This window comes from Cytobacillus sp. FSL M8-0252, from assembly GCF_038007345.1.
GTDB classification, from domain to species: Bacteria; Bacillota; Bacilli; order Bacillales; family Cytobacillaceae; genus Cytobacillus; species Cytobacillus kochii.
Map to the genome: position 1 here is coordinate 2,273,510 of NZ_JBBOWZ010000001.1, position 26,492 is coordinate 2,300,001.

The window sequence follows — 26,492 nt, forward strand, 5'->3', positions numbered from 1 at the left end:
ATTTTATGATATACGCTTTTGATGGTCTTTCACGGCAATTAATATCCCTTTATTAATCCAATAATTGAAGTTTTCTGGCGGGAAAACGCCACGTTTTTGTGAAGACCCCATTTCAATAATAATACTACTATCACTTACATCCAAAACCTTCAAAGATTTTGACAAACATAAGTTCGGTAAAAAACCATCTTTAATTTTAAACTCCATATTCTTTTTAATAGCCATGTAGATTCGCCTCCATTTGAAATGATGCATTAATGCGATAGACTAGGCTTTCATTCGCCTAATCTTTTAGATAATACAGAACTTATATAAATCGTATCTTAAAAACCTTTTAAATGTTTATTTTCCTTTGCTGTTTACTTGGATTGTTCAATTATAATGTAACCAATTTTCATGAGGTTTATCCTTTTATAAGAGTATTTCAGCAATGATGAAGAATAATAGAAAGAACAATGTTGTTGGTTTAAATATTGAAAGGGGCAATAAGAGATGGAATTTCCCGTCATACATACAAATTTTTGGGATGCTATGATCGCCATTCCCATCGTGATTATCTTTACGCAAATGTTAAAATATTTTCTAGGGATTAGTAAACCTTTTGTACCAACAGTGGCTATACTTATTGGGTTAATTGTATCGATTTTTATTAGTCATAGAGGTGATCTCATTGCAGGGGTCTTTATGGGTTATTTTTATGGTTATGGGGCTATTGGTAGTTACGCTTCCCTTAAAACATCTTTGCTTTATTTTAGAAATAAAAAATAATTCAAAAGGGTATAGAGTTTATTAAAACGAAAAAACACGAACAAATTTCCATTTGTCCGCGTTTTATAAAGGGTATCATTCCGATTTACTTGGCGTATGAGTCACAAATTGCATCCTTTCATTAAACATTGTTGGATACGATAGGAATCCAAGTATAATACTCGTGATAACAGCAGATGAAAGCAACATAAATAGAATCAACAATTGAAACATGACAGCCTGAACAGGATCAGCGCCTGCAATTATTTGTCCACTCATCATCCCAGGTAGTTGTACAAGACCAATCGTTTTTTGACTCTCAATTGTTGGTATTGTACTTGCGCGAATACTAGTCATTAACTGGCGATGGATGGCTTGTTTCGGTGTACCCCCCAATGATAGAAAAAGTTCTACTTCTCCTGTTCTGTTTTCAATTTCCGCGGTAAACCGATTAAGAAATAATATTGATAATACCATCGCATTACCAATAATCATTCCACTAATGGGAATCATATATTGCGCAGTTGCTGGAATAATTTTAAGACTAATAAGGACACTTTGGGTCAACACTTCAATAAAGCAGTATGTAAGAATTAGTTTCCATGTAATGCCTTTAATCATCACACCTTTTTTTCTTGCATTATGTACGGCAGCAGTAATAATGAGAATAATCATTAAAAAGATATAGAAAAAGCTTTCTGAATCAAAAACGAATTGCAACACGTAACCGACCGCAAGAAGTTGGATGATTGAGCGAATGGTCGCAATCAAGACATCCTTTTCAAGACCTAGCTTGAATGTTTTAGATAAGAGAATAGGAATAAGAACAAATATTAATGTCAGAGATAATTGGAAAAAAGTCATTTTTCCTCACCACCTTCAAAAAACTGCTTGACCTTATCATTAGAGGATGAAACAATTTCAGAACTTTTTCCATGTGCCGCTAGTTTGCCATCTATAATTACCCACGTCTCATCCCCTATACGTAGTGCTTGATCAAGATTATGAGTAATCCAAACAATGGTTGTTTTCCTCTTTTGATTAATGGATGTAATTAGTTGCTCAACTTCCCTTTGTGAAGTTTGGTCAAGGGCTGATGTAACTTCGTCTAACAATAATATTACTGGTTCATTCAATAATGTCCGCGCGATAGACACCCTTTGTTGTTGCCCTCCAGAAAGGTCTGTTGCTTTGCGGTGAAGAAATTCTTCATTCAATCCAATCAAATTAAGCATTTCAATCGCCTTTTCTTTTGACAACTTTTCTCCATTGAGGGTTAGCGGCAACGATAAATTATCATAGACATCCCCGTCTATCATAATGGCTTTTTGCAGAACTATTCCTACATTACGACGTAAAACTGTTGGTGTAATGGTCAAAATATCCTCACCATGAATGAAAATGTCTCCAGATGAGGCTGATTTCATCCCATTACATAAATGAAATAGTGTAGATTTGCCCGAGCCTGATGGACCGACAACGGTCGTTATATTCCCCGATGAAATAGTACCAGTTATGTCTTTAATAATTGATAATGAATCAGTGTGATAATGTACATTTTGAAATGAAATTGCTGTATGCAAAGTGAAACCACCTTTAAATAGGATTCTTTTCTTTTATAAAGTGAAATTCATAATATATGTAGAAACATCCTTAGTATATCCTATAAATAATTGATATGAGTACATTTACCAACGAAATTAATATAAGCGTATTAACTATTATCTTTAAACAAGTTTGTAATTGTTAGCATTCACAAAAAGATGGTAATAGGTTAATTCCAAAAAATAACATTATATAACCCTCTAAGTGTAGAAATTCCTCTTTTATTTAATCATACGTATTTCCATCTTTTTATTCCATTTAGGTTACATAAGCAAGTTAGTATACTCGCACAAGATTTTCTTAAGGAATTGAATATAATATATGGATTGGAGGATGGGTAAATGGTTACAGTGAATACTTATGCTGAATTAGTTAGTGCTATTAATGCTTTAGAGGATGATATTACTATTGCAAGTAATATCATTTTTTCGAACACAATTAATATAAATTATTCGGTAACAATATATGGAAGTAATAGTGCTATCGTATTAAATAAGGTAGCTGGTTTTACAGGGTCTATATTCATTATTGGTTTAAATGGAGCTCTAAACATTAGCGATCTAGTATTTGAAGGAGATAATAATGTATCTTCACCTTTTATTTATAATAATGCTTCTGTCATTGTTGATAATTGTATATTTCGAAATATATCCTCAAATATAAATGGAAGTGCTTTATTTACGACTAATAATGGTGTTGTGATTGCAACAAATACTTCATTTATTAACAATAGTTCTACGAATGTAGGAGGAGCACTTTTTTCAAATAATGGTACAACCACTACTATAGAGAATTGTCATTTTGAAGAAAATTCGGCCAGAGAGGGTGGAGCGGTGTATATTAACGCCTCTTCAACAATTACTGTCATAAATAGTACTTATGCAAATAATGAAGCTATAAGCAATGGAGGTGGCATTTTTGTAGGTGGTTTTTCAAATGGAAATATTTCAGGATCGACTTTTAATAATCAGGTAGCAGAATTCGGGGGAGGGGTGTTTCTTAATCATGATGTCAATGCCCAATTAAGTAATAATACCTTTGAGATAAACAATGTATCGATAGATGGGGGAGGTGTTTACGCAAATAATAATTCAAGTGTGACAAATGAACAATCTCGATTTATCTTAAATACAGCTGGAAGAGATGGAGCAGGTCTATACTTAAATCCAACGATCAACTCTGTTGTTACTGAGTGTTTGTTTGATAGAAATATAGCACAAAATGGTGGGGGAGTCTTTATTAATCAGGGAACGGCAGAAATGTCCAATTGTACTTTTGTAAATAATCAAGTGAGTGTAGCTGGTGGAGGCGTATTTATTAATTTCAATACAGTTATTGATGTTAATAATATTCTTATACAGTCAAATTATGCCAATTTGGATGGAGGTGGCATGTTTATAAATAATGCAGAAGTACAGTTATCAGCAATCCATTTTCTAAGGAATACTTGTGATAATAATGGGGGTGCTCTTTACTTAAATGATGCTATCACATCAAGTACACCTGTTTTTACTAATTGCTTATTTGAAGAGAATTATGCTAAAAATGGTGGAGGGATTTTTTCAAACGCCGGAACGATAGAAGCTACACACAACACATTTAATTACAATCAGGCATCAGAGAACGGCGGAGGAATTTTTGTCAATTTCAGTCAATTCACACTATCAACCATTCAATTTTTAGCTAATTCAAGTACTACAATAGGTAATGGAGGAGCATTATTTGTAAACTCTTATTCAGGTACAGTTCTAAATGATAGTTCATTTGTAGAAAATATTGCGGGTTATGGAGGCGCGATATTTACGAATCTGAATGGCGTTGTCAGCTTAATTGATAGTTTGGTAGAGGAAAATGAAGCTAGTATAGTAGGCGGTGCCGTCTTTAATGAAGGTCAACTATCATTAACAGGGATAAATATCATTCGCAACAATCGTACAAATATAACTGGATCAGCCTCAGGAATATATAATGGCGGATTATTTTATATTCAGGATTATCTTATTGATGCCAATGGCTTATATATTGCCGATCGTCCTAATGTTGCTTATATAACAGCACCACTAATAGAGAGAACGGTTATACAATTAGATTTGACAAATTATGTGACACCGAACATTGAGGGAAACCCCATCGTTGTAGGAGAGTCTACATCTTCTTACCCTGTGTTAGTTCAACAGGATGCAAATGCTTTTGTTAAACCTACGACAGAATTTGAAGATTGGGAAATTCAACTAAGTAATGATTCTTCACAGGTATTATTAGTTAAACTATTAACAAATACAATTACTTATAATAATTTATTAGGTGCTACTAATCCTAATCCACAAACATATAACGAATCTGATTTGCCCATCATATTAAGCCCTCCTGGTCCCGTCAGAGGTTATAGATTTCTTAATTGGTACGACCTGAATGGAAAACTTGTAACTGAAATCCCGCCACTAACAAATGGTGAATTAATATTATATGCAAGGTGGGTCCCTGCTCCAGAGACCCTTTAATTAATAAGACAAAATAAACTTAAATATTCGTAGGTAATTTATTATTAGTGGTTATTTTTCTACCGTAAATAATGTGAAAATATCTCAATATGTCTGTTAAAGGTTGGGGATGGGATAAAACTAAATGACCTAACTTAAAATAACGAACAATAAAAAATTATAATCTATAAAACTCAAAAAGAGTCCGTTCAATTGCATTACAGACACTCGCTGCCCCTCTATTTTCTGCAGGAATCGAGTGTCTTCTGCTCCATTCCACCATTCTTTTCATATAAGCATATAATTCACACAAAATAACGAATGACTAGATGTTTTATGCTCCTTATCATTCGGTTAAATCCTCTAGTGAGAATGCTTATGTCCCAGCTTTTTTCGTATGTCTGTGAATTGGGCAGGTGCAATTATGTGAATATCTGCATTTGTTAAAACCTTTGTTCATATCATTTTAAATTACACTTATTCTCTTTATCTGCGGAGTGAACAGGATTTATAGGTATGAGTAAAGAAAAAGAAGAGGAGGTAAGAATTACAACAAAGAGGAGGAAATTAACAATGAAAACATATCAACTAGCAGTAATTCCTGGAGATGGTATAGGGAAAGAGGTTGTACCTTCTGCCGTAAAAGTGCTCCAAACAGCAGCGACTTTACATGGTGGTATTCAATTAGAGACAACTGAATTTCCATGGGGGTGCGACTATTATCTCAAACATGGCAAAATGATGAGTGATGACGGTCTAGAGCGACTGAAGAATTTTGATGCAATTTTTTTAGGGGCAGTTGGAGATCCGAACAAAGTCCCCGATCATATTTCATTATGGGGGTTACTCATTCACATTAGGAGAGAATTTGAGCAGACCATTAATATCCGACCAGCCAAATTATTCAAAGGGCTAACCTCCCCTCTCGTTGATCCAGGGGCATTTAATTTTCTAGTTGTACGTGAAAATAGTGAGGGCGAGTATAGTGAATCTGGTGGGAGAATACATAAAGAAACAGATGAAATCGCTATTCAAAACGCCATTTTTACCAGAAAAGCAACGGAAAGAGTAATGGATTATGCGTTTAAGCAAGCTGTTCTTCGTAAGGGTCATGTCACTTCAGCTACGAAATCTAACGGTATTGTCCATTCGATGCCATTTTGGGATGAAGTGTTTAATGATGTGAGTAAGCGCTATACAGGAGTGCGTACATCATCTGTGCATATTGATGCACTAGCTGCTTTTTTTGTTACCAAACCGAGCGATTTCGATGTCATCGTTGCTAGTAATCTTTTTGGAGATATTTTAACTGATATTGGTGGAGCGATTATGGGGAGTATTGGTATAGCCCCTGCAGGAAACATCAATATAAATGGGAAATATCCGTCCATGTTTGAGCCTGTACATGGTTCAGCGCCAGATATTTATGGTAAAGGAATAGCCAATCCAATCGGGCAAATATGGACGGCTGCGTTAATGTTAGATCATTTAGGTGAAATCGCACTAGCTAGAGAGGTCTTACGAGCAATGGAAGAAGTTACTGATGCAGGGATAAAGACGAGAGATATTGGCGGAAATGCTACGACTGATGAAGTGACAAATAAAATTTGTCTTCAATTACAAAATAATATTGGCTGAATGTAGGAGGTTGAGGATATTTGATGAATCAAATGTTTAGTTTTTTATTCGTACCTGCGATTTCTACCAAGATGGTAAATAAGGCTTTAACAATTAATCAATCGGCCACCATACTAGACTTAGAGGATTCTGTTGCCCATTCCAAAAAGCATGTAGCCAGAGAGAAGGTCTCTGGTTATATGAGTGAACTTAATGAATGGGATAGGCAAAGGGTATATATTAGGATTAATGATAGTGAAAGTCCGTATTTTTATCATGATCTCCAATTAGTTAAAGTATGTAAGCCACGAGGACTATTTATCCCAAAAGCAGAAGATAAAAACATGATAAAGGAGATAGCAACTTATTTGGCAGATGAATCGATAGCTCTTATTCCCTTAATCGAAACGGCAAAAGGGATACATTATTCATTTGACATTGCCACTGCAACAGAAACCGTTGAAAGACTGGCTTTTGGTGCGGTTGATTATTGTTTAGATACAAATATTGAGGTAGGAGAGGGGAGGGAAGAGTTATTATACGCACGTTCACAATTAGTAAACGCTTCAGCAGCAGCTAAAATACTACCCCCTATTGATTCTGTGTTCCTTCATTTAGAGAATAGCAATGATCTCATTAAAGAAACAACCCATGGCAGGAAAATAGGCTTTGCTGGTAAATTAGCGATTCATCCAAATCAAGTCGTACGAATCAATGATGTGTATCATCAAGAGAATAACAACCGTATTCATGAAGCGAAAGAAGTGATTAGACTGTTTGAAGACGCTGAGAAAGAGGGAAAAGCATCAATTAATGTGAATGGGCGTTTAGTGGATTATCCCGTTTATAAACAGGCTAAGAAATTACTACAGATAAATAGTGAGTGTAATGAATCAAGGTGATGACACTTTCATATTGTGAACTGTAAAATGTTTGATACGCTAGTATTAGCTGACCCCTTTTCGGCGAACACTTAGTTTTACTACTCTTTAAATAAATTTCAGAAAAGTATAGACAATTTTAATTGGATTTTGTATCCTGTTTTAAAAGGGAGTAAAGGGTGAGTGATCATTGACGATTGATGTTGATTTGAAATTAGATAATCGCGATACACTGCATTTAAAAGTATGTAACGTTCTCCGAGAAGCAATTATAAAAGGTCAGTTTAAACCTGGTGAACGATTAAAACAATCAGATTTAGCAGAAAAACTTGGTGTCAGTAGAATGCCGATTAGAGAAGCATTGAGAAAATTAGAATCTGAAGGTTTAATTACCCTAGTACCACATAAAGGAGCTATTGTTAAAACGATTCATTTATCAGATTTACAAGAGGTGTACACCTTAAGAGCACAGTTAGAGAAGATGGCTTTTATCCAAAGTGCAAAGCTGCTTACAGATACTGAAATCACGAGATTAATAGATCTTGTACATTTGATGGAAGATAGTGAAGATGTAGATGAATTTATTGAAAGAAATATAGAATTCCATCAATTATTATTAAAGCACTGCCATTGGGAGAGATTAAATGGTTTTATTGACACACTATGGAATGGGCTACCACAACAAACACCACATTTTATTACAGGTCAGACGGCTACATCAAATGAAGAGCATCGGGAGATTATCAAAGCGATAAGAGAGAAAAGATTTGAGCATGCAGGGGAGATTTTGTCTCATCATATTTTAAGAACAGGTGAATCACTTATTCATAGTTTAAAAAATGAAAGAATGAAATAAATATTGATTCATCAGGAAGGCAGCACGAATTTTTCAGAGCTGCCTTATCTTTTGCAAACGTTTACTTTAACGAAGGAAGGATGAATGGACAATGGCTTTAACGGATAAAATTTCAGAATATATAGTTAATTTAGACTATCAAGATTTACCAAAAGATGTGATTGAATTCACGAAAGTATGTATTTTAGATTGGTACGGTTCAGCAATAGCAGGCATAGATGAACCACCAGTTGTTGCTTTAAAAGAGACGTTATTTGAAATGGGTGGGAATGAACAGGCAACCCTTATTTCCGGTGAAAGGACTTCTCTTGCAAATGCTGCCATGATTCATAGTGCTGCTAGCCATATAGTGGAGTTAGATGATATTCATAAAGGGTCGATTATTCATGCAGCAACAGTTGTGATTCCTGCTGCTTTATCTGTGTGTGAAGCGTATGACTTATCAATAGAAGAATTAATTACGAGTATCGTCATCGGCTATGAAGTTTGTTATCGTATCGGTGAAGCGGTTACGCCTAGTCATTATTATTATTGGCATAATACTGCAACATGTGGCACTTTCGGAGCAGCAGCTGCAGCAGCAAAGTTATTAGGGCTTAATAAACAACAAATCGTTCATGCTTTGGGGAATGCAGGGACACAGGCAGCGGGGTTATGGGAATTTATTGAAGACGGAGCCAATTCAAAACAGCTTCATACTGCAAAGGCATCCTATAATGGTGTACTTGCAGCACTACTTGCAAAAAAAGGCTTTACAGGTGCCTCAAAGATATTAGAGGGTGATCGTGGTTTTTTCAAGGCAATGAGTGATTCGTACAACGAACAAAAGATTGTTGAAGGACTCGGTAAGCAGTTTAAAATAATGGAAAATGGTTTTAAGCTTTATGCTTCCTGTCGTCATACCCATCCGAGTATGGACTGTGTGCATACATTGATGAACAAACATTCAATAGACTCTACTGAAATTGAAAAAATCCTCATAGAAACCTATCAAACGGTATTAGATATAACGGATAATCCCAAACCTCGTTCCATTTATGCAGCAAAATTTAGTGTACAATTCTGTGTTAGCTTAATTGCCCTTAAAGGCAGCGCTTTTCTACAAGACTTTAATGAAAGAACATTAAATAATAGTGAAATTAGAGAAATGATGAATAAAGTACGAGTAGTATCAACAAAGGATTTTACGGATGCCTATCCAGAACAATGGGGTGCCAAGGTAACTATTGTCTTAAGGAATAAAGAAAGTTATCGTTTCGCGACTGAATTTCCAAAAGGAGACCCAGAGAATCCTGCCAGTAAAAAACAAATGGTTGAGAAGTTCCAGTCATTAGTGGCTCATAAAATTACAGATGTAGATCATAGAGTAGATGATATATACAATATTGAAAATGTAAAAATAAAGGATTGGCTACTGGTAAATAGCCCAATTGTAAATGGAAATGAGGCTTGATGATGAAAGTGATTGCTTATGACCATATAGTGGAACAAGTAGCGAAGCTTTGTCAGGAAGCGAACTTTGACCTTGGCGAAGACGTTATTTCTGCTTTTCGACAAGCGGTAGAAACAGAAAGATCACCAATTGGAAAAGATATACTGTTAGATTTAATTGAAAATGCGAATATCGCTACAGAAAACCGTGTGCCTATGTGTCAGGATACAGGTGTTTCCGTTTTTATAGTTGAATTAGGTCAAGACTGTTTGATTAAAGGTGGAACAATTACAAGTGCCATTAATGAAGGTGTAATGAAAGGATATAAAGACGGATATTTAAGGCATTCTATCGTCAATAATCCCCTGACAAGAGATAAATCTGAAACATATAACAGCCCTGCCATTATTCATATCGAAATGAAAGCCGGAGATCAACTCGTTATCCATATGTCGGCAAAAGGGGGAGGGAGTGAGAATATGAGTGCACTTAAAATGTTAACCCCAGCAGATGGTATCGAAGGCGTAAAAGAGTTCATCTTAACAACCGTTGAAAATGCAGGACCAAATGCTTGTCCACCTCTAGTTGTTGGAATTGGAATTGGTGGGAATTTTGAACGCTGCGCTTATTTAGCTAAAAAATCATTGTTTAGGCCGATTGGTCAACATCATCAGTCTCCAATAGTTGCCCAATTAGAAAAAGATTTAATGAAGAACATGAATGAAATGGGGATTGGTCCTCAAGGATTAGGTGGGGATACAACTGCCATAGATGTAAAGATCGAGTTAGAACCATGTCATATCGCTGCACTTCCTGTGGCTGTTAATTTAAATTGTCATGCGTCAAGACATAAAGAATTGAGAATGTGAGGCTGATAAAATTGGAAAAAAAGCAATTATCACTACCCTTAAAACCAGAAGAGTTGGAAACATTAAGGGCCGGGCAGCAAGTCGAATTAACTGGCTTAATATATACAGCGAGAGACGCAGCCCACAAAAAAATTTATGATCTTTTATCTCAACAAGAAACGGTCCCATTCACGTTAGAAAATGCTTTTATTTATTACGTTGGTCCGACCCCAGCAAAACCTAATCAAGTGATTGGTTCCGCTGGTCCAACTACTAGTAGCAGAATGGATAAATATACACCATTATTATTAGAGCATGGCTTAAAAGGAATGATTGGAAAAGGATATCGAAATGAAGAAGTAAAGGAAAGTATAAAAAGAAACAAAGCGGTTTATTTAGCAGCAATAGGGGGAACCGGTGCACTTCTTTCTACGGCTATTAGAGAGGCTGAGGTTGTGGCATTTCCTGAGTTAGGTCCAGAGGCAGTATATAGGCTCACAGTAGAACATTTTCCAGCTACAGTGATTATCGATTCTTTAGGTAATGACTGGTATATACAAGCAAGAGAGAAGTTTCAACAAGAAAGATCAACTCTTTAATCATTTATTACTATTCTTAAAAAGGACAAAGTCTCACATGTCTATCAATTGTATCCATTATCCCAAACAAATTATCTATTTTATTAATAAAATATTGAATATTATTAATATATATAATAGTATAATTAATGAATTCAGAAAATTCTAATTAGGTGGTGTGGAGAGATGGAGTTCGAATATACAAGTGAAAACCAACAAGTCTTACAAATGGTAAAGGAGTTTGTCCGAAAAGAAGTGTCACCCCATATTAAATATTATGAGAAAAATCAATTATTCCCGAAAGATATTTTTGAAAAAATGGGGAATCTAGGTTTTTTTGGTGCTTGTTTTCCTGAGCAATATGGCGGGTCTGAATTAGGTTTTCTTAATTTAGCTATCATTGCTGAAGAAATCTCGAAAGCACATCCATCGTTAGGTTATGCCTTTAATATGCAAGCAATGACCTGTCCTTTTACAATATTAAATTGGGGAAATAAGCAGCAAATTGAAAAATATGTTCCTTCTCTAATAAAGGCTGAGAAAATTGGTATGTTCGCTCTTACTGAATCTGGTGGTGGCTCAGATCCTGCTGGAGCAATGAAGACAACGGCTGTTTTAGATGGTGATGAGTACGTACTGAACGGATCAAAAATGTGGATTACTTTTGCAAATGAGGCAGATGTAGGTGTGTTGTTTGCGAGAACCAATCCAGAAGCTGGTCATAAGGGCATTTCTGCATTTATTATTGAGACTAATGTACCAGGGTTTTATGCAAAACCAATCGAAATTAGCTCTCTAGGATTTATGACAAGAAGCTGTGAAGTATTTTTAGAGGATTATCGAATCCCCAAAAGTCAATTATTAGGGAAAGAGGGAGAAGGCTTTAAAATTGCGATGAACGCCCTTGATTATGGACGCTTAACGGTTTCTTCACGATTGGTTGGTATTGCTCAAGGTTGTATTGATGAGTCGATATCTTATGCAAACGAACGAGAAGTGAGTGGTGTACCGATTGGTCAATATCAAATGATTCAACATTTGATTGCGGATATGGTAGTAGAAACAGAGGCTGCAAGATTGCTTACGTATAAAAGCGCTTACTTAAAAGATAAAGGCGAAGCGGCGACTAGACAAAGTGCATACGCAAAATATTTTGCTTCCGAAGTAGCTACCAAAGCTGCAAGAAGTGCGTTAGAGATATTTGGTGGCAATGGTATCGCAGATGAATATCCGATTATGAAGTATGTAAACTATGCGAATATGCTTCACTTTGGTGAAGGGTCGGCAAATATTCAACGTATACTGATTGCCAATGATGCCTTAGGGGAAAAGGATGCTAATCGTCATCATATCGAAAGAAAGTATTCTTTAAGTAGTGATATTCAAAAGGTGAGGGTGTAGTCGATGAGTGAAAGGCAACCACTTGAAGGCGTTAAAGTATTGGATTTATCTCGTGTATATGCAGGACCTGGGGGTTCAATGATATTAGCAGATTTAGGTGCTGATGTCATCAGAATAGAGGCACCGAATGGTACTGATAGTATGAGAGATTGGGTCCCTTTCATAGGTGGAGAAAGTACGTATTATTTTACCGCTAATCGTAATAAAAAATCAGTAGAGTTGGATTTGAAAAACCAAAAAGGGAAGGATATCTTTTTAAAGCTCGTACAAGAGGCAGATATTGTCTTAGAAAACTTTAAAACAGGTACTTTGAAAAAGTTAGGTCTCGACCTACAACAACTTAAAAAGGTAAAAAAAGATATTATATTATGTTCGGTTACCGGATATGGGCAAACGGGACCGTATAAAGGGGAACCGGGATTTGATCCTGTTATGCAAGCGATAGGTGGTCTAATGGATGTTACTGGACTTCCAGAGGGAGACGCAACAAGAGTGGGACTTCCACTAGTCGATATTATGACGTCACAATATGTAACAATAGCGATTCTCGCAGCTTTAAGACAAAGAGATCAAACAGGAAAGGAACAATCTATTGATCTATCCCTATTTGAAGTACAATTAAGTGCACTTGCCAATGTAGCAAGTAGTTATTTAAATGCAGGTACAGTTTCAACAAGAGTTGGCAATGATCATAGTTATATTGTTCCTTATCAAGTATTTAAATGCAGTGACCGTCCATTAATGGTTTGTTGTGGTAATGATAAATTATTTGCGAATTTTTGCGTTGTTTTAGATCGTGAAGAATGGATTGGGGACGAGAGGTTTAAAACGAATCAAGCTAGAGTAACTAACCGTGAAGTGTTAACAAATAGAATCGCAGATATGATGATAACCAAAACGGCAGATGAATGGTTCACTCAATTATCACAAGTAGGTGTTCCATCTGGACCAGTAAATAATATCGAACAAGTTTTTCAACATCCTCAAGTTGAGGCGAGAGAGGTTGTAGAAGAAGTTTCCCATGTAAAGCTTGGACATATTAAATTGGTGAAAAGTCCACTTAAAAATTCTACCCTAAATGTTAAAACAAAAGCAGGGCCACCTGTTTTAGGACAGCATACAGAAGAACTTCTACATGCATTAGGGTATCAAAAATTAGAAATTGATCAATTGAGAAAAGAGGGAGTTATTGGTTCGTTAGCCGAGCGGAAAATGTGATTATGAACAATAATGGAGGTGTTTCCAATGAAAAAGGTTCTTCTATTGACTTTATTTTTTGTATGTATTTTATTAAATGGCTGTAGTCAACAGACATCCAATGAAAGCGCTTCCGATGAAGTGTATGTGATGGATATAAATAATTGGCAGCCATCTACACATCACTATGCTTATAATGCGTGGGAGCCATGGAAAAAGATGGTGGAAGAAAAGACGAATGGAAGAGTTAAAGTCAATATTTATCATGGGAGTGCCTTAGGAAAGTCTAGCTCCGTTTACCAAGATATAAAAGGAGGGCTCTATGATGTGAGTCTTCTCGTAACGAACTATTTTTATGATACACCTTTTTTTCCTTATACAATCGGTAGTTTACCTTTTGCATTACAAGGACCTGTTGAGGCAAACAAGGTTTTAAGTAAATTCGAAGATCGATTTGCAGACAAAGGGTTAGATAATGTCATCCTTATGCCACCAACCTCAACAGATGCCTATGATTTATTTTCTACAACTCCTATTCACACAATGGAAGATTTACAGAATAAAAAAATGAGAATGAGCGGAAAAGGCGAAAATGCCTTTATTCAATCATTAGGAGGAACACCCGTATCGATCACATCTGAAGGCATATACGAAGGATTAGAAAAGGGGATGATTGATACCGCATTTTATACACCTATTGGCGGTGAAGCAGTAAGGTATTATGAACCTGCCCCTTATATTACACAAATGTCAGTACTCGTAAACCCACTCATTCCTGTAATGAATAAAAACTTCTATGATCAGCTCCCACCAGATTTACAAAAATTATTTACAGAAGAATTGAATCCTGCATTATCAGAAATGTTTACAAAGAGTTATGTTACAGAGTTAGCTGCTTCTAATGAGCAGCTAGAAAAAGCAGTTGAAAAAAGAGGCGAATATATTAAACTTTCAACAGAAGAAGACATTAAGTACCGTGAAGCAGGTAAAGGTGCTTGGGAGTTATGGATAGAAGATGCAAATAAACGTGGATTTGATGGAGATGAAATGGTAGAAGCTTTTTTTGAAATTCTCCGTGAAGAAGATTACCCTTTACCATTTGAAAATTAAAACAGTTAAGGTGGTGGAATGCATGAGAAAGCTTGAAGAGGTCATACACTTTTTAACTGCAATAACAAAATATATTGCGTTAGCAACGATGACACTGATGATGATATTTATTACCTTTGCTGTGTTTAGTCGGATGTTATTTTCACCCATTATTGGTGATATCGAAATTGTTCAGTTAGGTATGGTAGTGCTAATCATGTGTGGTTTGGCTTATACAGAACAAGTTAACGGACATATTACAATAGATATTATTACAAGCAGACTTTCATATAAGTGGCAACGCGTATTAGAGATATTTGGCGCATTTCTTACATTTATTATTACCCTCCTCTTTGCCTATATTTATCTTCATGTCGGGATCTTTCATCAACTAACAATGCCTATATCTACAACTCTTTTAGAAATTCCTTTTTACCCCTTTGATTATATCATTACAATCGGTTTTCTCATGTGGGGAGCTGAGGCTTTTCTAAGAATGCTCAAGCTCATCCTTTCATTAAATCATGAAAATATAGGAGGTGATGAACATGCCGGTTGAATGGTTTGGTGTTATCGTTATTTTGATCATGTTTGTTTTAATGTTTTTTAAAGTACCCATTGCAATCGCAATGGTCGTACCAGCTGTACTAGGAATCTTTTATTTGAAAGGTTGGACGGCATTAGCCACAGTTATTGAAACAGTGACATGGGATCATAGTTTTAGTTATACGTTAAGCACTATCCCTATGTTTGTTCTAATGGGAGAACTATTATTTATCTGTGGAATTAGTACAGAGCTCTTTAATACTTTCAGACTTTGGCTTAGTAGATTAAGAGGTGGACTTGGGATGGCGACAATTGCATCTTCTGCTGTTTTTGCGGCCGCTTCAGGTTCAAGCCTAGCAAATACTGCCACAATGGGTGTCATTGCATCGAAGGAAATGCTAAAGGCTGGTTATAACAAATCATTAACCGGAGGAACGATTGTCGCAGGAGGAACATTGGGTGTGCTCATTCCACCGAGTACATTGTTTATTCTATATGGGATGATGACTGAACAATCTATCGGACAGCTTTTAGTTGCGGGCATTATACCGGGGATTATTCTTATCATTTTATATATGATCACCGTTTATGTAGTTGTATCTTTAAAGCCAGAATTAGCACCGATGATTCATACAGAGGTGAAATGGAAGGATCGTTTCATCGCATTGAAATCTACAATATGGATTATTTTGTTATTTGGCATTGTGATTGGGGGTATGTATATCGGATGGTTTAACCCAACTGAAGCAGCAGGGATTGGGGCATTCTTTACGTTTATTTTTGCATTAATCAGAAGGAAATTAACGATTCAGTCATTTGTTAAAGCATTATCTGCTACTTTAAAAACAACAGGATTTTTATTTGCCATAATTATTATGGCATTTATCTTAAATTACTTCTTAACAATTACAAGATTGCCTTTTCTATTAGCGGATATTTTCGAATCTATCTCAGTTCCCCCTTTTCTATTATTTGTGCTTATTATTCTTATGTACATTTTATTAGGAATGGTAATGGATGCTCTTGCTATGGTTGTTGTTACATTACCGATTATTCTACCGATCATTCTAGCGATGGATATGAATTTAATTTGGTTCGGTGTCATTATTGTTTTGGTGATGGAAATGGCAATGATCACACCTCCTGTTGGGATGAATTGTTTTGTGCTAAGAGGATCAGCCCCAGACCTTACTTTAGAACAAATTTTTAAAGGAACAAGTTTATTTTTAATTCCCATTTTCCTATTAATTATTATTCTTTATCTTTTTCCTGATATTGCTCTGTTTCTACCTAAAAATATGTATTAAGAGGAAGGTGAAAATATGTTTACGAGTGACGACCTTAAACCAATGTTAGAACCAAACGCAGTAGCTATTATAGGAGCTAGTGGAGACAAAACGAAAATCAGCTATAAACCAATAGCGAATTTAAAAGAGGTAGGCTATCAAGGTGAAGTTTATCTTGTAAATCCAAAATATGAAGAGATATTAGGTTTTCCATGCTATCAGAAGATAGAAGAACTACCTGAATATATTGACTTAGCATTGATTTGTGTAGCTGCTAAAAGTGTATTATCTATTATTAAACAATTACATGCGAAGAAGGTAAAAAGTATTTTGATTTTTAGTTCTGGATTTACAGAAATAGGTGGAGAAGGAGTGAAGTTAGAGGAAGAGATAAGGGAGTATTCAAAAGGAAACCATTTGCCGATTTGCGGTCCAAATTCTCTCGGGTTATTTAACTTAAATAAGCAGATGATTGCTTCCTTTTCCAGTTTAAAAGCATGTGATGCTGCAGCGATTGCATTTGTTACACAAAGCGGAGCAATGGGTTCTTTAACTCATACATTAGCAACTGAAATGGGTATCGGATTTCAAGCTTTTGTATCTAGCGGAAATGAAAGCACGGTTGATTTCTTTGAGTATATTGATTATTTTGCTAAAAGTCCTGACATAAAAGTCATTGGTGGATATTTAGAGGGAGCAAGAAATATAACTAAAATGAATCGTGCAATAAAGGCTAGTCATGAAAATAATAAACCAATAGTATTAATGAAAGTTGGTACGTCAGTTATCGGGGCGGATGCGGCTAGTTCGCATACTGCATCATTAGCAGGTAATGCGAAGATTTATCAATCTTATTTTGCTGCAAACAATGTGGTTCTTGTTGATGATGAGGAAGAATTAATTGATACATTATCACTGTTTCATTATGCTAAAAATATCTCTAAAGACGGAGGGGCGGTTATCGTCACACAATCAGGTGGTGCAGGCATAATGATGGCTGACCAATGTGAACGTAAAGGAATGAAACTTGCCACTTTAGAAGCAGAAACGAAAGAGAGATTATCACAAACTCTTCCAGCTTTTGCTTCTATTAAAAACCCAGTTGATATGACGGCACAAGTGAATCAAAATCCTCAACAAATACTTGATACTCTATCTGTGCTAGTTGAAGCAATTGAAGTGCAAACCATCGTGCTTTATATTCAAATGACGGATCATTTATTTACACCTATTATCGACAAACTCAGTAAGTTGATTAAACAAGCTAATAAGCCCGTTGTTGTTTGTTGGTCTGGAATACAGGAAGAAACAAAAAAGGCAGTCTTTAAGGAAAAAAGTATTCCTTGGATTCCTACACCAACACGGACCATTAATGCCCTAGCACATGTCGTAAATTACTATACGGCAGAAAAGCAAGCTTACGATCAAACGAGAAAAGAAATTCGTAAGCAGACACCCATGATCGTAAATGAAAAACTAAATGAATGGGAAGGAAAGCAACTATTACAATCGATTGGTATAAAAGTGCCTAAAGGTTCTTTTGTTCGTAATCAAGAAGGTCTGCATGAGCATAGTCTTCCTTTTCCTCTTGTCTTAAAAGGAGTTTCGAAGGAGATCACTCATAAATCAGACTATCAGTTGGTTCAAACAAACATCAACAGTCAACAAGAGTTACTGCAATTTTATGAAGGGATGATTAATAGGATAAAGCATCATCATATCGAACATCTTATCGAAGGGATGATGATTGAAGAAATGGCAGATGAGGGAATTGAGGTGATTATTGGAGCAATTGACGACCCTACATTTGGACCGACAATCATGTTTGGTATCGGTGGGGTATTTACGGAAGTGCTTGAGGATGTTGTTTTCTTGCCTGCACCAATTACAGAGAGCCAAGCGTTACAAATGATTGCTTCTATTAAGGCATTTCCACTTCTAAATGGAGTGAGGGGAAAACCTAAGTCAGATATAAAAGCATTGGCATTAACGATACAAACTTTATCCGAATTTTGTTTATCTCATCAAGGGGAATGGAGAGAAATGGAATTTAATCCGATCCTTGTCCATAAAGAAGGTAATGGTGTTACCACGGTTGACGCCGTCATTGTTGGGAAAAAACAAGCAGAGATATATAGTTGATTCACTTACCCTTATTAATGAGACAAAGTGCAGAGACCTCATTAATAAGGGGGTTTATATACTTAAATCAAATAGGGCTTCTGTTCAGTTACAAACGATAAAAACTTCTGTATTCCTCCAGCAATTACGGTATCTTGATGGTAAACAAGGTGAGAGTGACGATACAAATGCAGGTTATCACTTATTGGAATGATTTGGAGCTTACCATTTTCAATCTCTTCTTGTACCGAAATACTTGGCAAGAAAGAAATCCCGAGATTGATCTCGATCATTTTTTTCGTTGCATTGATGTCGTTAAGCTCCATTCCTGTTTTCATATGGAAACCATAGGAAAAAAGCTTTTGTTCAATTTGTGCCCAGTAGTTTGACTCTTTCCCATAAACAATGAAGGTTTCATCAGCTAAGTCACTTAAATGAGGACTTGGAATATTTGTTAAACGATTGCTAGCTGAGGCAACGAGTACAATGGGATCTTGTCCAATATGATGGCTGACTAAATCTTCTTCTATAAACTCTTTTTGAGCGGAACGTGCAATGGCGAAATGCACTTCACGATGATAAAGCATATCGATCATTTTAGGTGTAAAAGCGGTATGTAGTATGATTTCAATTGTAGGATAGGAAATATGAAAGCTTTCTAAAATTTTTGGTAAGATCCAGTAACAAAATGAATCGGAAGTCACTAGAGAGAGGGAACCTTTATACCCTTCTTTATATTGAGTGAGTGATTTTTCGGCTTCTTTTACTAATGAAAGAATTTGTGTGGAATAGGGATAAAGAATCTTTCCGGCATCTGTTAAGTTACCTAATGATTTATTTTTACGATTGAATAATTGCAGCCCTAATTGGTCTTCTAAAGATTTGATTTGAGAGCTAACTGTTGGTTGTGAGATACATAGTTCCTCAGCAGCTTTAGAAAAGTTATTATGTTTATATACTGATAGAAATACTTCTAATTGTTTAATATCCATTCTATTAACGCTCCTCACATCTTTTCCTGCTCCCACTATTTTACCATATAGATATCAGATAATTTATATCATTCAAAAAAACAATCTTTATTTCATTGACAAAAAAATTTTTTGTATATAAAATTACTGAAAAAAGGATAATGAAGGGGTAGAAAAGATGGATGAGCATGTAAAGAAGGCGAAAAGAAAATATAATGTACCTGCAGTTGACAGTGCATTTAAAATCCTTACATTATTGAGTCGAAAAAAGTTTAGTAAAAGTAACTTAACTGAAATTGCAAATGCCTTATCATTAACCCCAACCACATGTTACCGCATACTGCAAAAGTTAGAAGAGCTATCCGTTGTACGTTATGATCAAAGCTCTAAAAGATATAGTCTTGGCCCCTATTTAGTTGTTTTAGGAGAAAGAGCGAAAGAGAATATTCTAGATTTATCTGTTATAATGCCGTACTTGGAAAGATTAACAGAAGAAACTGGATTAACGAGTTTCCTAGTCAATCGAATTGGTGAGAAAAAATCGACCATTATTGCTAAGGTAGAAGCAGAACAATTTGGTATAAATGTATCAGTAGGTAGACATTTCTCAATTGTAGATGGGGCTTATGGTAAGTGTTTGTTAGCTAATCTAAGGCGAGAAGAAGCAAAACGTTTAATTGATTATAATGATGGTCTTCGTCCTTTAACGGAAAAAGAAATGAAAGAATTATTAGCAGAGTTAGAAATGATAAAAATAAAGGGATTTGCCATTTCACATGGAGAATATATTGATGGTTTAATTGGCATTGCTGCACCAATTTTTAATAATACAAATACAGTGGAGATGTCCATTTCTTTAGTCGGCTTAACCAGTCAGTTGCAAGGAGCGGAAGCGGAAAGAATTGGTGAACTAATAAAGGGAATTGCGAATGAAATTACAATTAAATTAGGCGGAGAACGCCCATTAGTATAATTAGAAAAGACATTATTATTCAATCAGAAAATAGGGAGTAATAATGTCTTTTTTGCTGAGAATAATCGAATATAGTTAAATAATCTTAATTTTCTAATTTTTTATTGACAAAAAATTTTTTAATATATAAAATCTTAATTAATATCATATTTTTGAAATGGAGGTAGTTTCATGGATTTAAAGAATAAAGTAGCGATAGTTACTGGCGCTGGGAAGGGAATCGGTAGAGAGATTAGTCTTTTATTAGCTCAACATGGCGCCCAAATAGTCGTTGGTGACTTGAATGTAGAGGCATGTGAATCTGTCGTGAATGAAATTGAAAAGGTTGGATCAAGGGGATTAGCAGTTAAAGTAGATGTTGCCAAAAAAGAAAGTGTTGACGAGCTTTTCTCTAAGACAATTAGTCATTTTGGTGATATAGATGTGCTTGTTAATAATGCAGGAATTACACGTGATGCAATGCTTCATAAAATGACAGAAGAGCAATTTGACCAAGTGATTCAAGTACATATGAAAGGGACATTCTTATGTATGCAAGCTGCTGCACTTCATATGAGAAAACAAGAAAAGGGGAAGATTGTTAATATCTCATCCATTGCCGGTAAGGTTGGTAATATGGGGCAAGTGAATTATGCTGGCGCTAAGGCTGGAATTGTTGGCATGACGAAAGCTGCAGCAAAAGAATTAGCTAAATTCCAGGTCAATGTGAACGCCATTCAACCTGGTTTTATTGAAACAGATATGACCAAAGCCATTCCTGACAAGTTAAAGGAGTTGAAAATAGCAGAAATACCGATGCAAAAAGTAGGTCAACCGCTTGATATCGCTAAAGCTGTCGTTTTCTTAAGCTCTAATTATGCTGACTATATCACTGGGAACGTAATTGAAGTAACTGGTGGCAGATATATGTAAGCGATTGCAAAATATGAAAAATATATCGATTCATTTTTAATCTCTCTTCTAAAATCTACAAAATGATCTAACAACATCCTCAACCAAGATACATCCTGAAATACTCGCTGTTAACTTCTTTGTAAAAGACCAAACCCAATAAAAAATATATTTCTACCAATCTATTAGGTATTACTGCTTTCATAAGGATTTCTACAAATAAATGCATATGGAGGGTTATCATGTCAATTAAAAACGCTGCTGCCATTGTCGGAGTAGGTGATATTGAGCTTGAGGAAGGAAAAGTAAAAGACGGTTTATCTGTCTTGCAAATTCAAGCAATCGCAGCAAAACGAGCACTAGATGATGCAGGTTTAACAAAGTCTGATGTAGATGGTCTGTTTGTTGCTGGTCTATGGGGATTACCTGGTGTTGGTACATTTCCTTCTGTTGTAATGGGGGAATATTTAGGGATTGAGCCGAACTATACAGATTCTACACAGATAGGCGGTTCTTCATTTGAAGCTCATATTGGCCATGCTGCAGCTGCCATTCAAGCAGGGCTTTGTGAAGTAGCATTAATTTTATATGGAAGTACACAGAAGTCAGAGAGGTCGCGATCTTTAGCAGGAAGACCACCTACGTTTACTGCACAATATGAAACACCTTTTGGCTTACCTTCACCAGCTGGTGCTTACGCGATGGCGGCACATCGTCATATGCATCAATACGGAACCACGAATGAAGACCTAGCAGAAATAGCAGTGGCAACAAGAAAGTGGGCTCAATTAAATCCATATGCGACAAAAAGGGATACGATATCCATTGAGGATGTGCTGCAATCGCCAATGATTACTGATCCTCTTCATATACTAGATTGCTGTCTCGTAACAGATGGAGCAGGGGCAGTAGTGCTTGTATCACCCGAACGGGCGAAGGATTGTCGGAAAAAACCGGTCTGGATCCTTGGCCAAGGTGAGGCACATAGTCATTGGTCTATTCAAGCGATGCCTGACTTAACCATGACATCTGCTGCGCAATCAGGTAAACGAGCGTTTGAGATGGCTGGAGTTGGCCATGATGACATTGATTTCGTTGAAATCTATGACTCTTTCACGATTACGGTGTTGCTCACATTAGAATCTTTAGGCTTTTGTAAACGTGGTGAAGGTGGCGATTTTGTGAAAAATCAACGTACAGCTCCAGGCGGTGATTTTCCGATGAATACGAACGGCGGGGGCCTTTCATATGCACATCCAGGTATGTACGGGATTTTTTTAATTATTGAAGCGGTTAGGCAACTAAGAGGTGAGTGTGGAGAGAGACAAGTGAAAGAAGCAAAAATAGGACTTGTAAATGGAACAGGGGGAACACTTTCCTCAACATCAGTCGTCATTTTAGGGAGGGACTAAACAGATGGATAAGATAATGAAGCCATTACCAATTATTGATAATGATTCGAAGTTTTTTTGGGAAGGGTGTGAGAAAGGAAAATTATTCATACAACAATGTCAAAGTTGCTCTTTGCATATCTTTTACCCACGTATTCTATGTCCTCACTGTGGAGAGGAAAACGTTACTTGGGTAGAAGCAAGCGGAGAGGGGACGATTTATTCTTATACAATTGCGCGAAGGGCTGGTGGACCTGCGTTTAAAGAAGATTTGCCGTATTGTGTTGCCCTCATCGATCTAAAAGAAGGGGTTAGGATGATGACGAACATTATTGATACGGATATGGAAGCAATTCATTGCGATCAACAAGTAAAAGTCGTCTTTCAAAAAGTCGGAGAGATGACGCTACCCATGTTTACGCCTGTATAACTTTGTTTTCATTGGCCATATCTGGATGGGAGGTTATTACATGAATAAAGGGAATAAAATGCTTCCATTAGTACTGCTGCTATTACTATGTTTTCTTTTAGCTGGATGTAACTCTGCTCCTCAAGCTTCGTTGCTCGCAGATGAATCGGGCCTAGCTGAGCAAATGACGTGGAGTGTATATGATGTAGGCTCTGGTGGTTATGCAGAAATGTCGGCTATTGCGAATGTGTTGACAGAAAAATATGATACAAAGGTGAGAATGCTTCCATCTGCAAGTGGTGTTGGAAGAATGGTGCCTTTAAGGCGTGAAATTGCTTCTGTAGGTAAAGTTGGAGATGAAATTCAACTGGCATTCGAAGGAAAGGAAGAATTCACTTCAAAAAAATGGGGACCTCAAAATGTTCGAGCTTATTGGGCACCCATTAGTCAATTCGGATTTGCTGTAAGAGAAAACTCAGATATACAAACTCTCAAAGATCTAAGGGGAAAGAAAATTCCAATAATAGCTGGAAACACTTCCGTCAATTTAAAAAATGAAGCAATGCTTGCTTTCGCCGGCTTAACTTGGAATGATGTGGAGCCAGTAAAAATCACTTCCTATTCAGGACAAGGAGAAGCACTTATCCAAGGGCAAATTGATGTTGCCGGTATTAATCCGACTGCATCTACAATGTTTGAAGCCCATAGTAAAGGTGGGATTCGTTGGTTAGAAATGGATAAAGATGACAACGGGGGATGGGGAAGAGTAGAGGAAGTGGCTGCGTGGTTATTTCCTATTAATACAAAACAAGGAGCAGGTATGGAAACAGGTATGGATGTTATGGGACATGGCTATTTAATTGGTGGATACGCAGATCAAAGTGAAGAGGCAATCTATCAGTTTATTAAATCGTTAAATGATTCTTTCCATTTATATGGCGATGCCCTACCTAATTTAGCTCTATATAGTAAGGATGAAGTCTTAACAGAGCCAAAAGGGATTCCGTTTCATGAGGGCACAATTCGTTTCTTTAAAGAAGAAGGCTTATGGAGTGAAGAAAAACAACAAAAAAATGATCAATTAATAGAACGGTACGAAGCGTTAAATGAAGTATGGGAAAAAACGGTTGCCTTCGCTGAAAAAGAAGAATTAACAGATGAGGAATTTGAAGCGCTCTGGTTACGGGAACGGGAATCTGTAAATTAAAAATGAGAGAATCATAACCATCCATTCTGATAAATGTGAGGTGAGGTTAGTCTATGGTGCAATCACGTTTAAACACTTTTTGGAAAACGATTATTATTAGCTCCACTTTAATAGGCATTTTCTTATCTGTAAACATGTTATTCTATCTTGAATTATTTGGCATAAATCCGATTCAAAATGCTTACATGATTTTATTATTAGCCTGTTTTCTCCCTTGTGCCTATCTTATGTTTCCCGCAAAGAAAACGGATCTTTCGATTAAATGGTATGATATCGCCTGTTTTTTATTATCCATGATCATTGCTATAGCCATTGGTTTGAATGGTGAACGAATTATTATTGAGGGATGGGATTGGGAGGCTCCAGTTTTACCGACAATTGCAAGTATTCTTCTATGGGGGTTAATTATTGAAGCTTTAAGAAGAACAGCTGGTCTTGTTTTAGCGATGATCTGTCTAGTAATCTCACTGTATCCCCTTATTGCTGGAATTATACCGATAGAATTGCTCCAAGGACAGTCTTATGATTTTCTTACCTTAGCGAGAAATCACATCATGAGTTCTAATAGCGTGTTTGGTATTGCTTATACAACGATTGGGAATTTATTACTAGGATTTTTAGTATTTGGTGTAGTCATTACGAAAACTGGTGGTGGTGACTTTTTCTTCAACCTCGCTCTTTCTATCTTTGGCAGAACGAGGGGTGGCTCTGCGAAGGTTGCCGTTGTAGGGAGTGCATTTTTTGGCATGTTGAGTGGTAGTGCCGTTTCAAATGCAGTGACAATAGGTGCAATGACCATACCGGCAATGAAGAAAACAGGCTATAAACCCCATTATGCAGCAGCTATTGAAGCGACAGCGTCTACAGGTGGTACCATTACGCCACCGATTATGGGTTCGGCAGCCTTTATCATGGCCTCTTTTTTAGCGGTCCCTTATTATGAAATCGCTTTAGCAGCTGCAGTCCCAGCATTTCTTTATTATCTTGGCTTATTTATTCAAATTGATGGGTATGCTGCCAAAAATGGATTGAAAGGGATGGCTGCTAAGGAAATACCATCATTCTGGAAAACGTTAAAAGAGGGTTGGTATTATATTTTTTCAATCGTAGTCATGATTTTCTTCTTAGCAGTACTAAACTCAGAAGGGCAAGCCCCTTATTATGCAAGTGCTGTATTGTTACTCATTGCCATGATAAAGAAATCAACGAGGATGTCAGCTAAAGATCTAGCAAATATGGTCGTGAATATAGGAAAGGTCTTAACTGATATCGTTGTTATTATTGCTGGGGTAGGCTTTATTGTTGGTGCGTTGTCTGCTACAGGTGTATCGTTTTCATTTTCTCGTGAATTAGTGGCTGCTGCTGGAGATAATACTTTCTTAATCCTAATTGGTGGAGCACTTACCTGCTTTATTTTAGGGATGGGTATGACTGTATCCGCTGTATATGTATTTTTAGCAGTTATTATGGCACCGGCACTTGTTGCTGTTGGTGTGGATCCAATAGCAGCACATTTATACGTTGTTTATTGGGCAACTGTCTCCTATATTACGCCACCAGTAGCATTAGCTGCCTTTTCGACAGCAAGTATAGCAGGAGCAAGTCCGATGAAAACAGCTTTTCAATCTGTCCAGTTAGGATCCGTCAAGTTTATCGTCCCTTTCTTCATGATTTATAATCCTTCCATATTAATTGGTCGCGGAGATCCGTGGGATACGGTCCTTAGTATAGTTGTTGCCGTCATAGGAATTGCTTGCATTTCCTTTTCATTAGAAGGATATCTTGTGGGAGCTGGTACTTTAGCCATAGTAGAGCGAATCATTTTATTTATCGCAGGATTGATGATGTTTGTCCCAATGTGGCCGTTTATTATCGGTGGTATCGTGATTGCATTATGTCTTTATTTACTTAAATGGCGAAGAAAAAGAAGTAATTATAATCAAGGCAATGAACTGGAGGTATAACG

Annotated in this window: 24 protein-coding genes; 20 read left to right on the plus strand and 4 right to left on the minus strand. The window is 36.5% G+C overall.

Annotated features, from left to right (window positions below; genetic code table 11):
* Nucleotides 1-3: 3 nt before the first annotated feature.
* The gene (locus tag MKX83_RS11635; protein WP_341055456.1) at nucleotides 4-225 is read right to left on the minus strand and encodes a hypothetical protein; all 222 of its coding nucleotides are present in this window, start codon (nucleotides 223-225) and stop codon (nucleotides 4-6) included.
* Nucleotides 226-492: 267 nt separating this feature from the next.
* Here MKX83_RS11635 and MKX83_RS11640 point away from each other — a divergent pair, with 267 nt between their 5' ends.
* Nucleotides 493-768: a hypothetical protein gene (locus tag MKX83_RS11640; RefSeq protein WP_095373378.1), complete on the plus strand. Its 276-nt coding sequence runs from the start codon at nucleotides 493-495 to the stop codon at nucleotides 766-768.
* A 75-nt stretch (nucleotides 769-843) separates the two neighbouring features.
* On the opposite strand, the gene MKX83_RS11645 is transcribed toward MKX83_RS11640, so the two are convergent.
* Both MKX83_RS11645 and MKX83_RS11650 read right to left on the minus strand, forming a co-directional pair.
* On the minus strand, nucleotides 844-1,611 hold the full coding sequence (locus MKX83_RS11645) for an ABC transporter permease (RefSeq protein WP_095373377.1): 768 nt from the start codon (nucleotides 1,609-1,611) through the stop codon (nucleotides 844-846).
* Complete coding sequence (locus tag MKX83_RS11650) at nucleotides 1,608-2,330, minus strand: ABC transporter ATP-binding protein (protein ID WP_340974756.1); 723 nt, start codon at nucleotides 2,328-2,330, stop codon at nucleotides 1,608-1,610. The genes MKX83_RS11645 and MKX83_RS11650 overlap by 4 nt, the downstream gene beginning before the upstream one ends.
* 363 nt (nucleotides 2,331-2,693) lie before the next feature.
* Between MKX83_RS11650 and MKX83_RS11655 the strand changes: the two genes are divergently transcribed.
* The 13 genes from MKX83_RS11655 to MKX83_RS11715 all read left to right on the plus strand — a co-directional run bounded on the left by MKX83_RS11655 (nucleotide 2,694) and on the right by MKX83_RS11715 (nucleotide 18,705).
* Complete coding sequence (locus tag MKX83_RS11655; protein WP_341055458.1) at nucleotides 2,694-4,853, plus strand: hypothetical protein; 2,160 nt, start codon at nucleotides 2,694-2,696, stop codon at nucleotides 4,851-4,853.
* A gap of 552 nt (nucleotides 4,854-5,405) precedes the next feature.
* Nucleotides 5,406-6,470 (plus strand): tartrate dehydrogenase, encoded by a 1,065-nt coding sequence (locus MKX83_RS11660; protein ID WP_341058616.1) that lies wholly within the window; start codon nucleotides 5,406-5,408, stop codon nucleotides 6,468-6,470.
* A 23-nt stretch (nucleotides 6,471-6,493) separates the two neighbouring features.
* Nucleotides 6,494-7,351: an HpcH/HpaI aldolase/citrate lyase family protein gene (locus MKX83_RS11665; RefSeq protein ID WP_341058618.1), complete on the plus strand. Its 858-nt coding sequence runs from the start codon at nucleotides 6,494-6,496 to the stop codon at nucleotides 7,349-7,351.
* A gap of 169 nt (nucleotides 7,352-7,520) precedes the next feature.
* Nucleotides 7,521-8,186: a GntR family transcriptional regulator gene (locus tag MKX83_RS11670; protein ID WP_095373373.1), complete on the plus strand. Its 666-nt coding sequence runs from the start codon at nucleotides 7,521-7,523 to the stop codon at nucleotides 8,184-8,186.
* Nucleotides 8,187-8,277: 91 nt separating this feature from the next.
* Nucleotides 8,278-9,639, plus strand: coding sequence for an MmgE/PrpD family protein (locus tag MKX83_RS11675; protein WP_341055464.1), 1,362 nt, complete (start codon nucleotides 8,278-8,280; stop codon nucleotides 9,637-9,639).
* A 2-nt stretch (nucleotides 9,640-9,641) separates the two neighbouring features.
* Nucleotides 9,642-10,487, plus strand: coding sequence for a fumarate hydratase (locus tag MKX83_RS11680; RefSeq protein WP_224936367.1), 846 nt, complete (start codon nucleotides 9,642-9,644; stop codon nucleotides 10,485-10,487).
* Between the two features lie 11 nt (nucleotides 10,488-10,498).
* Nucleotides 10,499-11,065 (plus strand): Fe-S-containing hydro-lyase, encoded by a 567-nt coding sequence (locus MKX83_RS11685; protein WP_251161550.1) that lies wholly within the window; start codon nucleotides 10,499-10,501, stop codon nucleotides 11,063-11,065.
* A 165-nt stretch (nucleotides 11,066-11,230) separates the two neighbouring features.
* Nucleotides 11,231-12,445: an acyl-CoA dehydrogenase family protein gene (locus MKX83_RS11690; protein WP_224936369.1), complete on the plus strand. Its 1,215-nt coding sequence runs from the start codon at nucleotides 11,231-11,233 to the stop codon at nucleotides 12,443-12,445.
* Nucleotides 12,446-12,448: 3 nt separating this feature from the next.
* A complete protein-coding gene (locus MKX83_RS11695) occupies nucleotides 12,449-13,663 on the plus strand; it encodes a CaiB/BaiF CoA transferase family protein (RefSeq protein WP_341055467.1) in 1,215 nt (404 codons plus the stop codon).
* A 27-nt stretch (nucleotides 13,664-13,690) separates the two neighbouring features.
* Complete coding sequence (locus MKX83_RS11700; protein WP_233435258.1) at nucleotides 13,691-14,752, plus strand: TRAP transporter substrate-binding protein; 1,062 nt, start codon at nucleotides 13,691-13,693, stop codon at nucleotides 14,750-14,752.
* Nucleotides 14,753-14,774: 22 nt separating this feature from the next.
* On the plus strand, nucleotides 14,775-15,290 hold the full coding sequence (locus tag MKX83_RS11705) for a TRAP transporter small permease (RefSeq protein WP_341055470.1): 516 nt from the start codon (nucleotides 14,775-14,777) through the stop codon (nucleotides 15,288-15,290).
* Nucleotides 15,280-16,584: a TRAP transporter large permease gene (locus MKX83_RS11710; RefSeq protein ID WP_341055472.1), complete on the plus strand. Its 1,305-nt coding sequence runs from the start codon at nucleotides 15,280-15,282 to the stop codon at nucleotides 16,582-16,584. The genes MKX83_RS11705 and MKX83_RS11710 overlap by 11 nt, the downstream gene beginning before the upstream one ends.
* A 15-nt stretch (nucleotides 16,585-16,599) precedes the next feature.
* Nucleotides 16,600-18,705: an acetate--CoA ligase family protein gene (locus tag MKX83_RS11715; protein ID WP_341055474.1), complete on the plus strand. Its 2,106-nt coding sequence runs from the start codon at nucleotides 16,600-16,602 to the stop codon at nucleotides 18,703-18,705.
* 62 nt (nucleotides 18,706-18,767) lie between these two features.
* Here the strand turns inward: MKX83_RS11715 and MKX83_RS11720 are convergent, their stop codons facing one another.
* Nucleotides 18,768-19,676 carry a LysR family transcriptional regulator gene (locus MKX83_RS11720; protein WP_095373362.1) on the minus strand — a complete coding sequence of 303 codons (909 nt, stop codon included), beginning with the start codon at nucleotides 19,674-19,676 and terminating at the stop codon, nucleotides 18,768-18,770.
* 157 nt (nucleotides 19,677-19,833) lie between these two features.
* On the opposite strand from MKX83_RS11720, the gene MKX83_RS11725 reads away from it, so the two are divergent.
* From MKX83_RS11725 to MKX83_RS11750, 6 genes are all read left to right on the plus strand, one after another.
* Nucleotides 19,834-20,628, plus strand: a complete 795-nt coding sequence (locus MKX83_RS11725; protein ID WP_095373361.1) for an IclR family transcriptional regulator — start codon at nucleotides 19,834-19,836, stop codon at nucleotides 20,626-20,628.
* 171 nt (nucleotides 20,629-20,799) lie between these two features.
* Nucleotides 20,800-21,540 (plus strand): 3-oxoacyl-ACP reductase FabG, encoded by a 741-nt coding sequence (gene fabG, locus MKX83_RS11730; RefSeq protein WP_095373360.1) that lies wholly within the window; start codon nucleotides 20,800-20,802, stop codon nucleotides 21,538-21,540.
* 221 nt (nucleotides 21,541-21,761) lie between these two features.
* Nucleotides 21,762-22,931 carry an acetyl-CoA acetyltransferase gene (locus MKX83_RS11735; RefSeq protein WP_341055477.1) on the plus strand — a complete coding sequence of 390 codons (1,170 nt, stop codon included), beginning with the start codon at nucleotides 21,762-21,764 and terminating at the stop codon, nucleotides 22,929-22,931.
* 4 nt (nucleotides 22,932-22,935) lie between these two features.
* Nucleotides 22,936-23,340, plus strand: a complete 405-nt coding sequence (locus tag MKX83_RS11740) for a Zn-ribbon domain-containing OB-fold protein (RefSeq protein ID WP_095373358.1) — start codon at nucleotides 22,936-22,938, stop codon at nucleotides 23,338-23,340.
* A 40-nt stretch (nucleotides 23,341-23,380) separates the two neighbouring features.
* Nucleotides 23,381-24,526, plus strand: a complete 1,146-nt coding sequence (locus MKX83_RS11745) for a TAXI family TRAP transporter solute-binding subunit (RefSeq protein WP_307314098.1) — start codon at nucleotides 23,381-23,383, stop codon at nucleotides 24,524-24,526.
* A 53-nt stretch (nucleotides 24,527-24,579) separates the two neighbouring features.
* Nucleotides 24,580-26,490, plus strand: coding sequence for a TRAP transporter permease (locus MKX83_RS11750; protein ID WP_341055480.1), 1,911 nt, complete (start codon nucleotides 24,580-24,582; stop codon nucleotides 26,488-26,490).
* The last annotated feature ends 2 nt before the right edge of the window (nucleotides 26,491-26,492 follow it).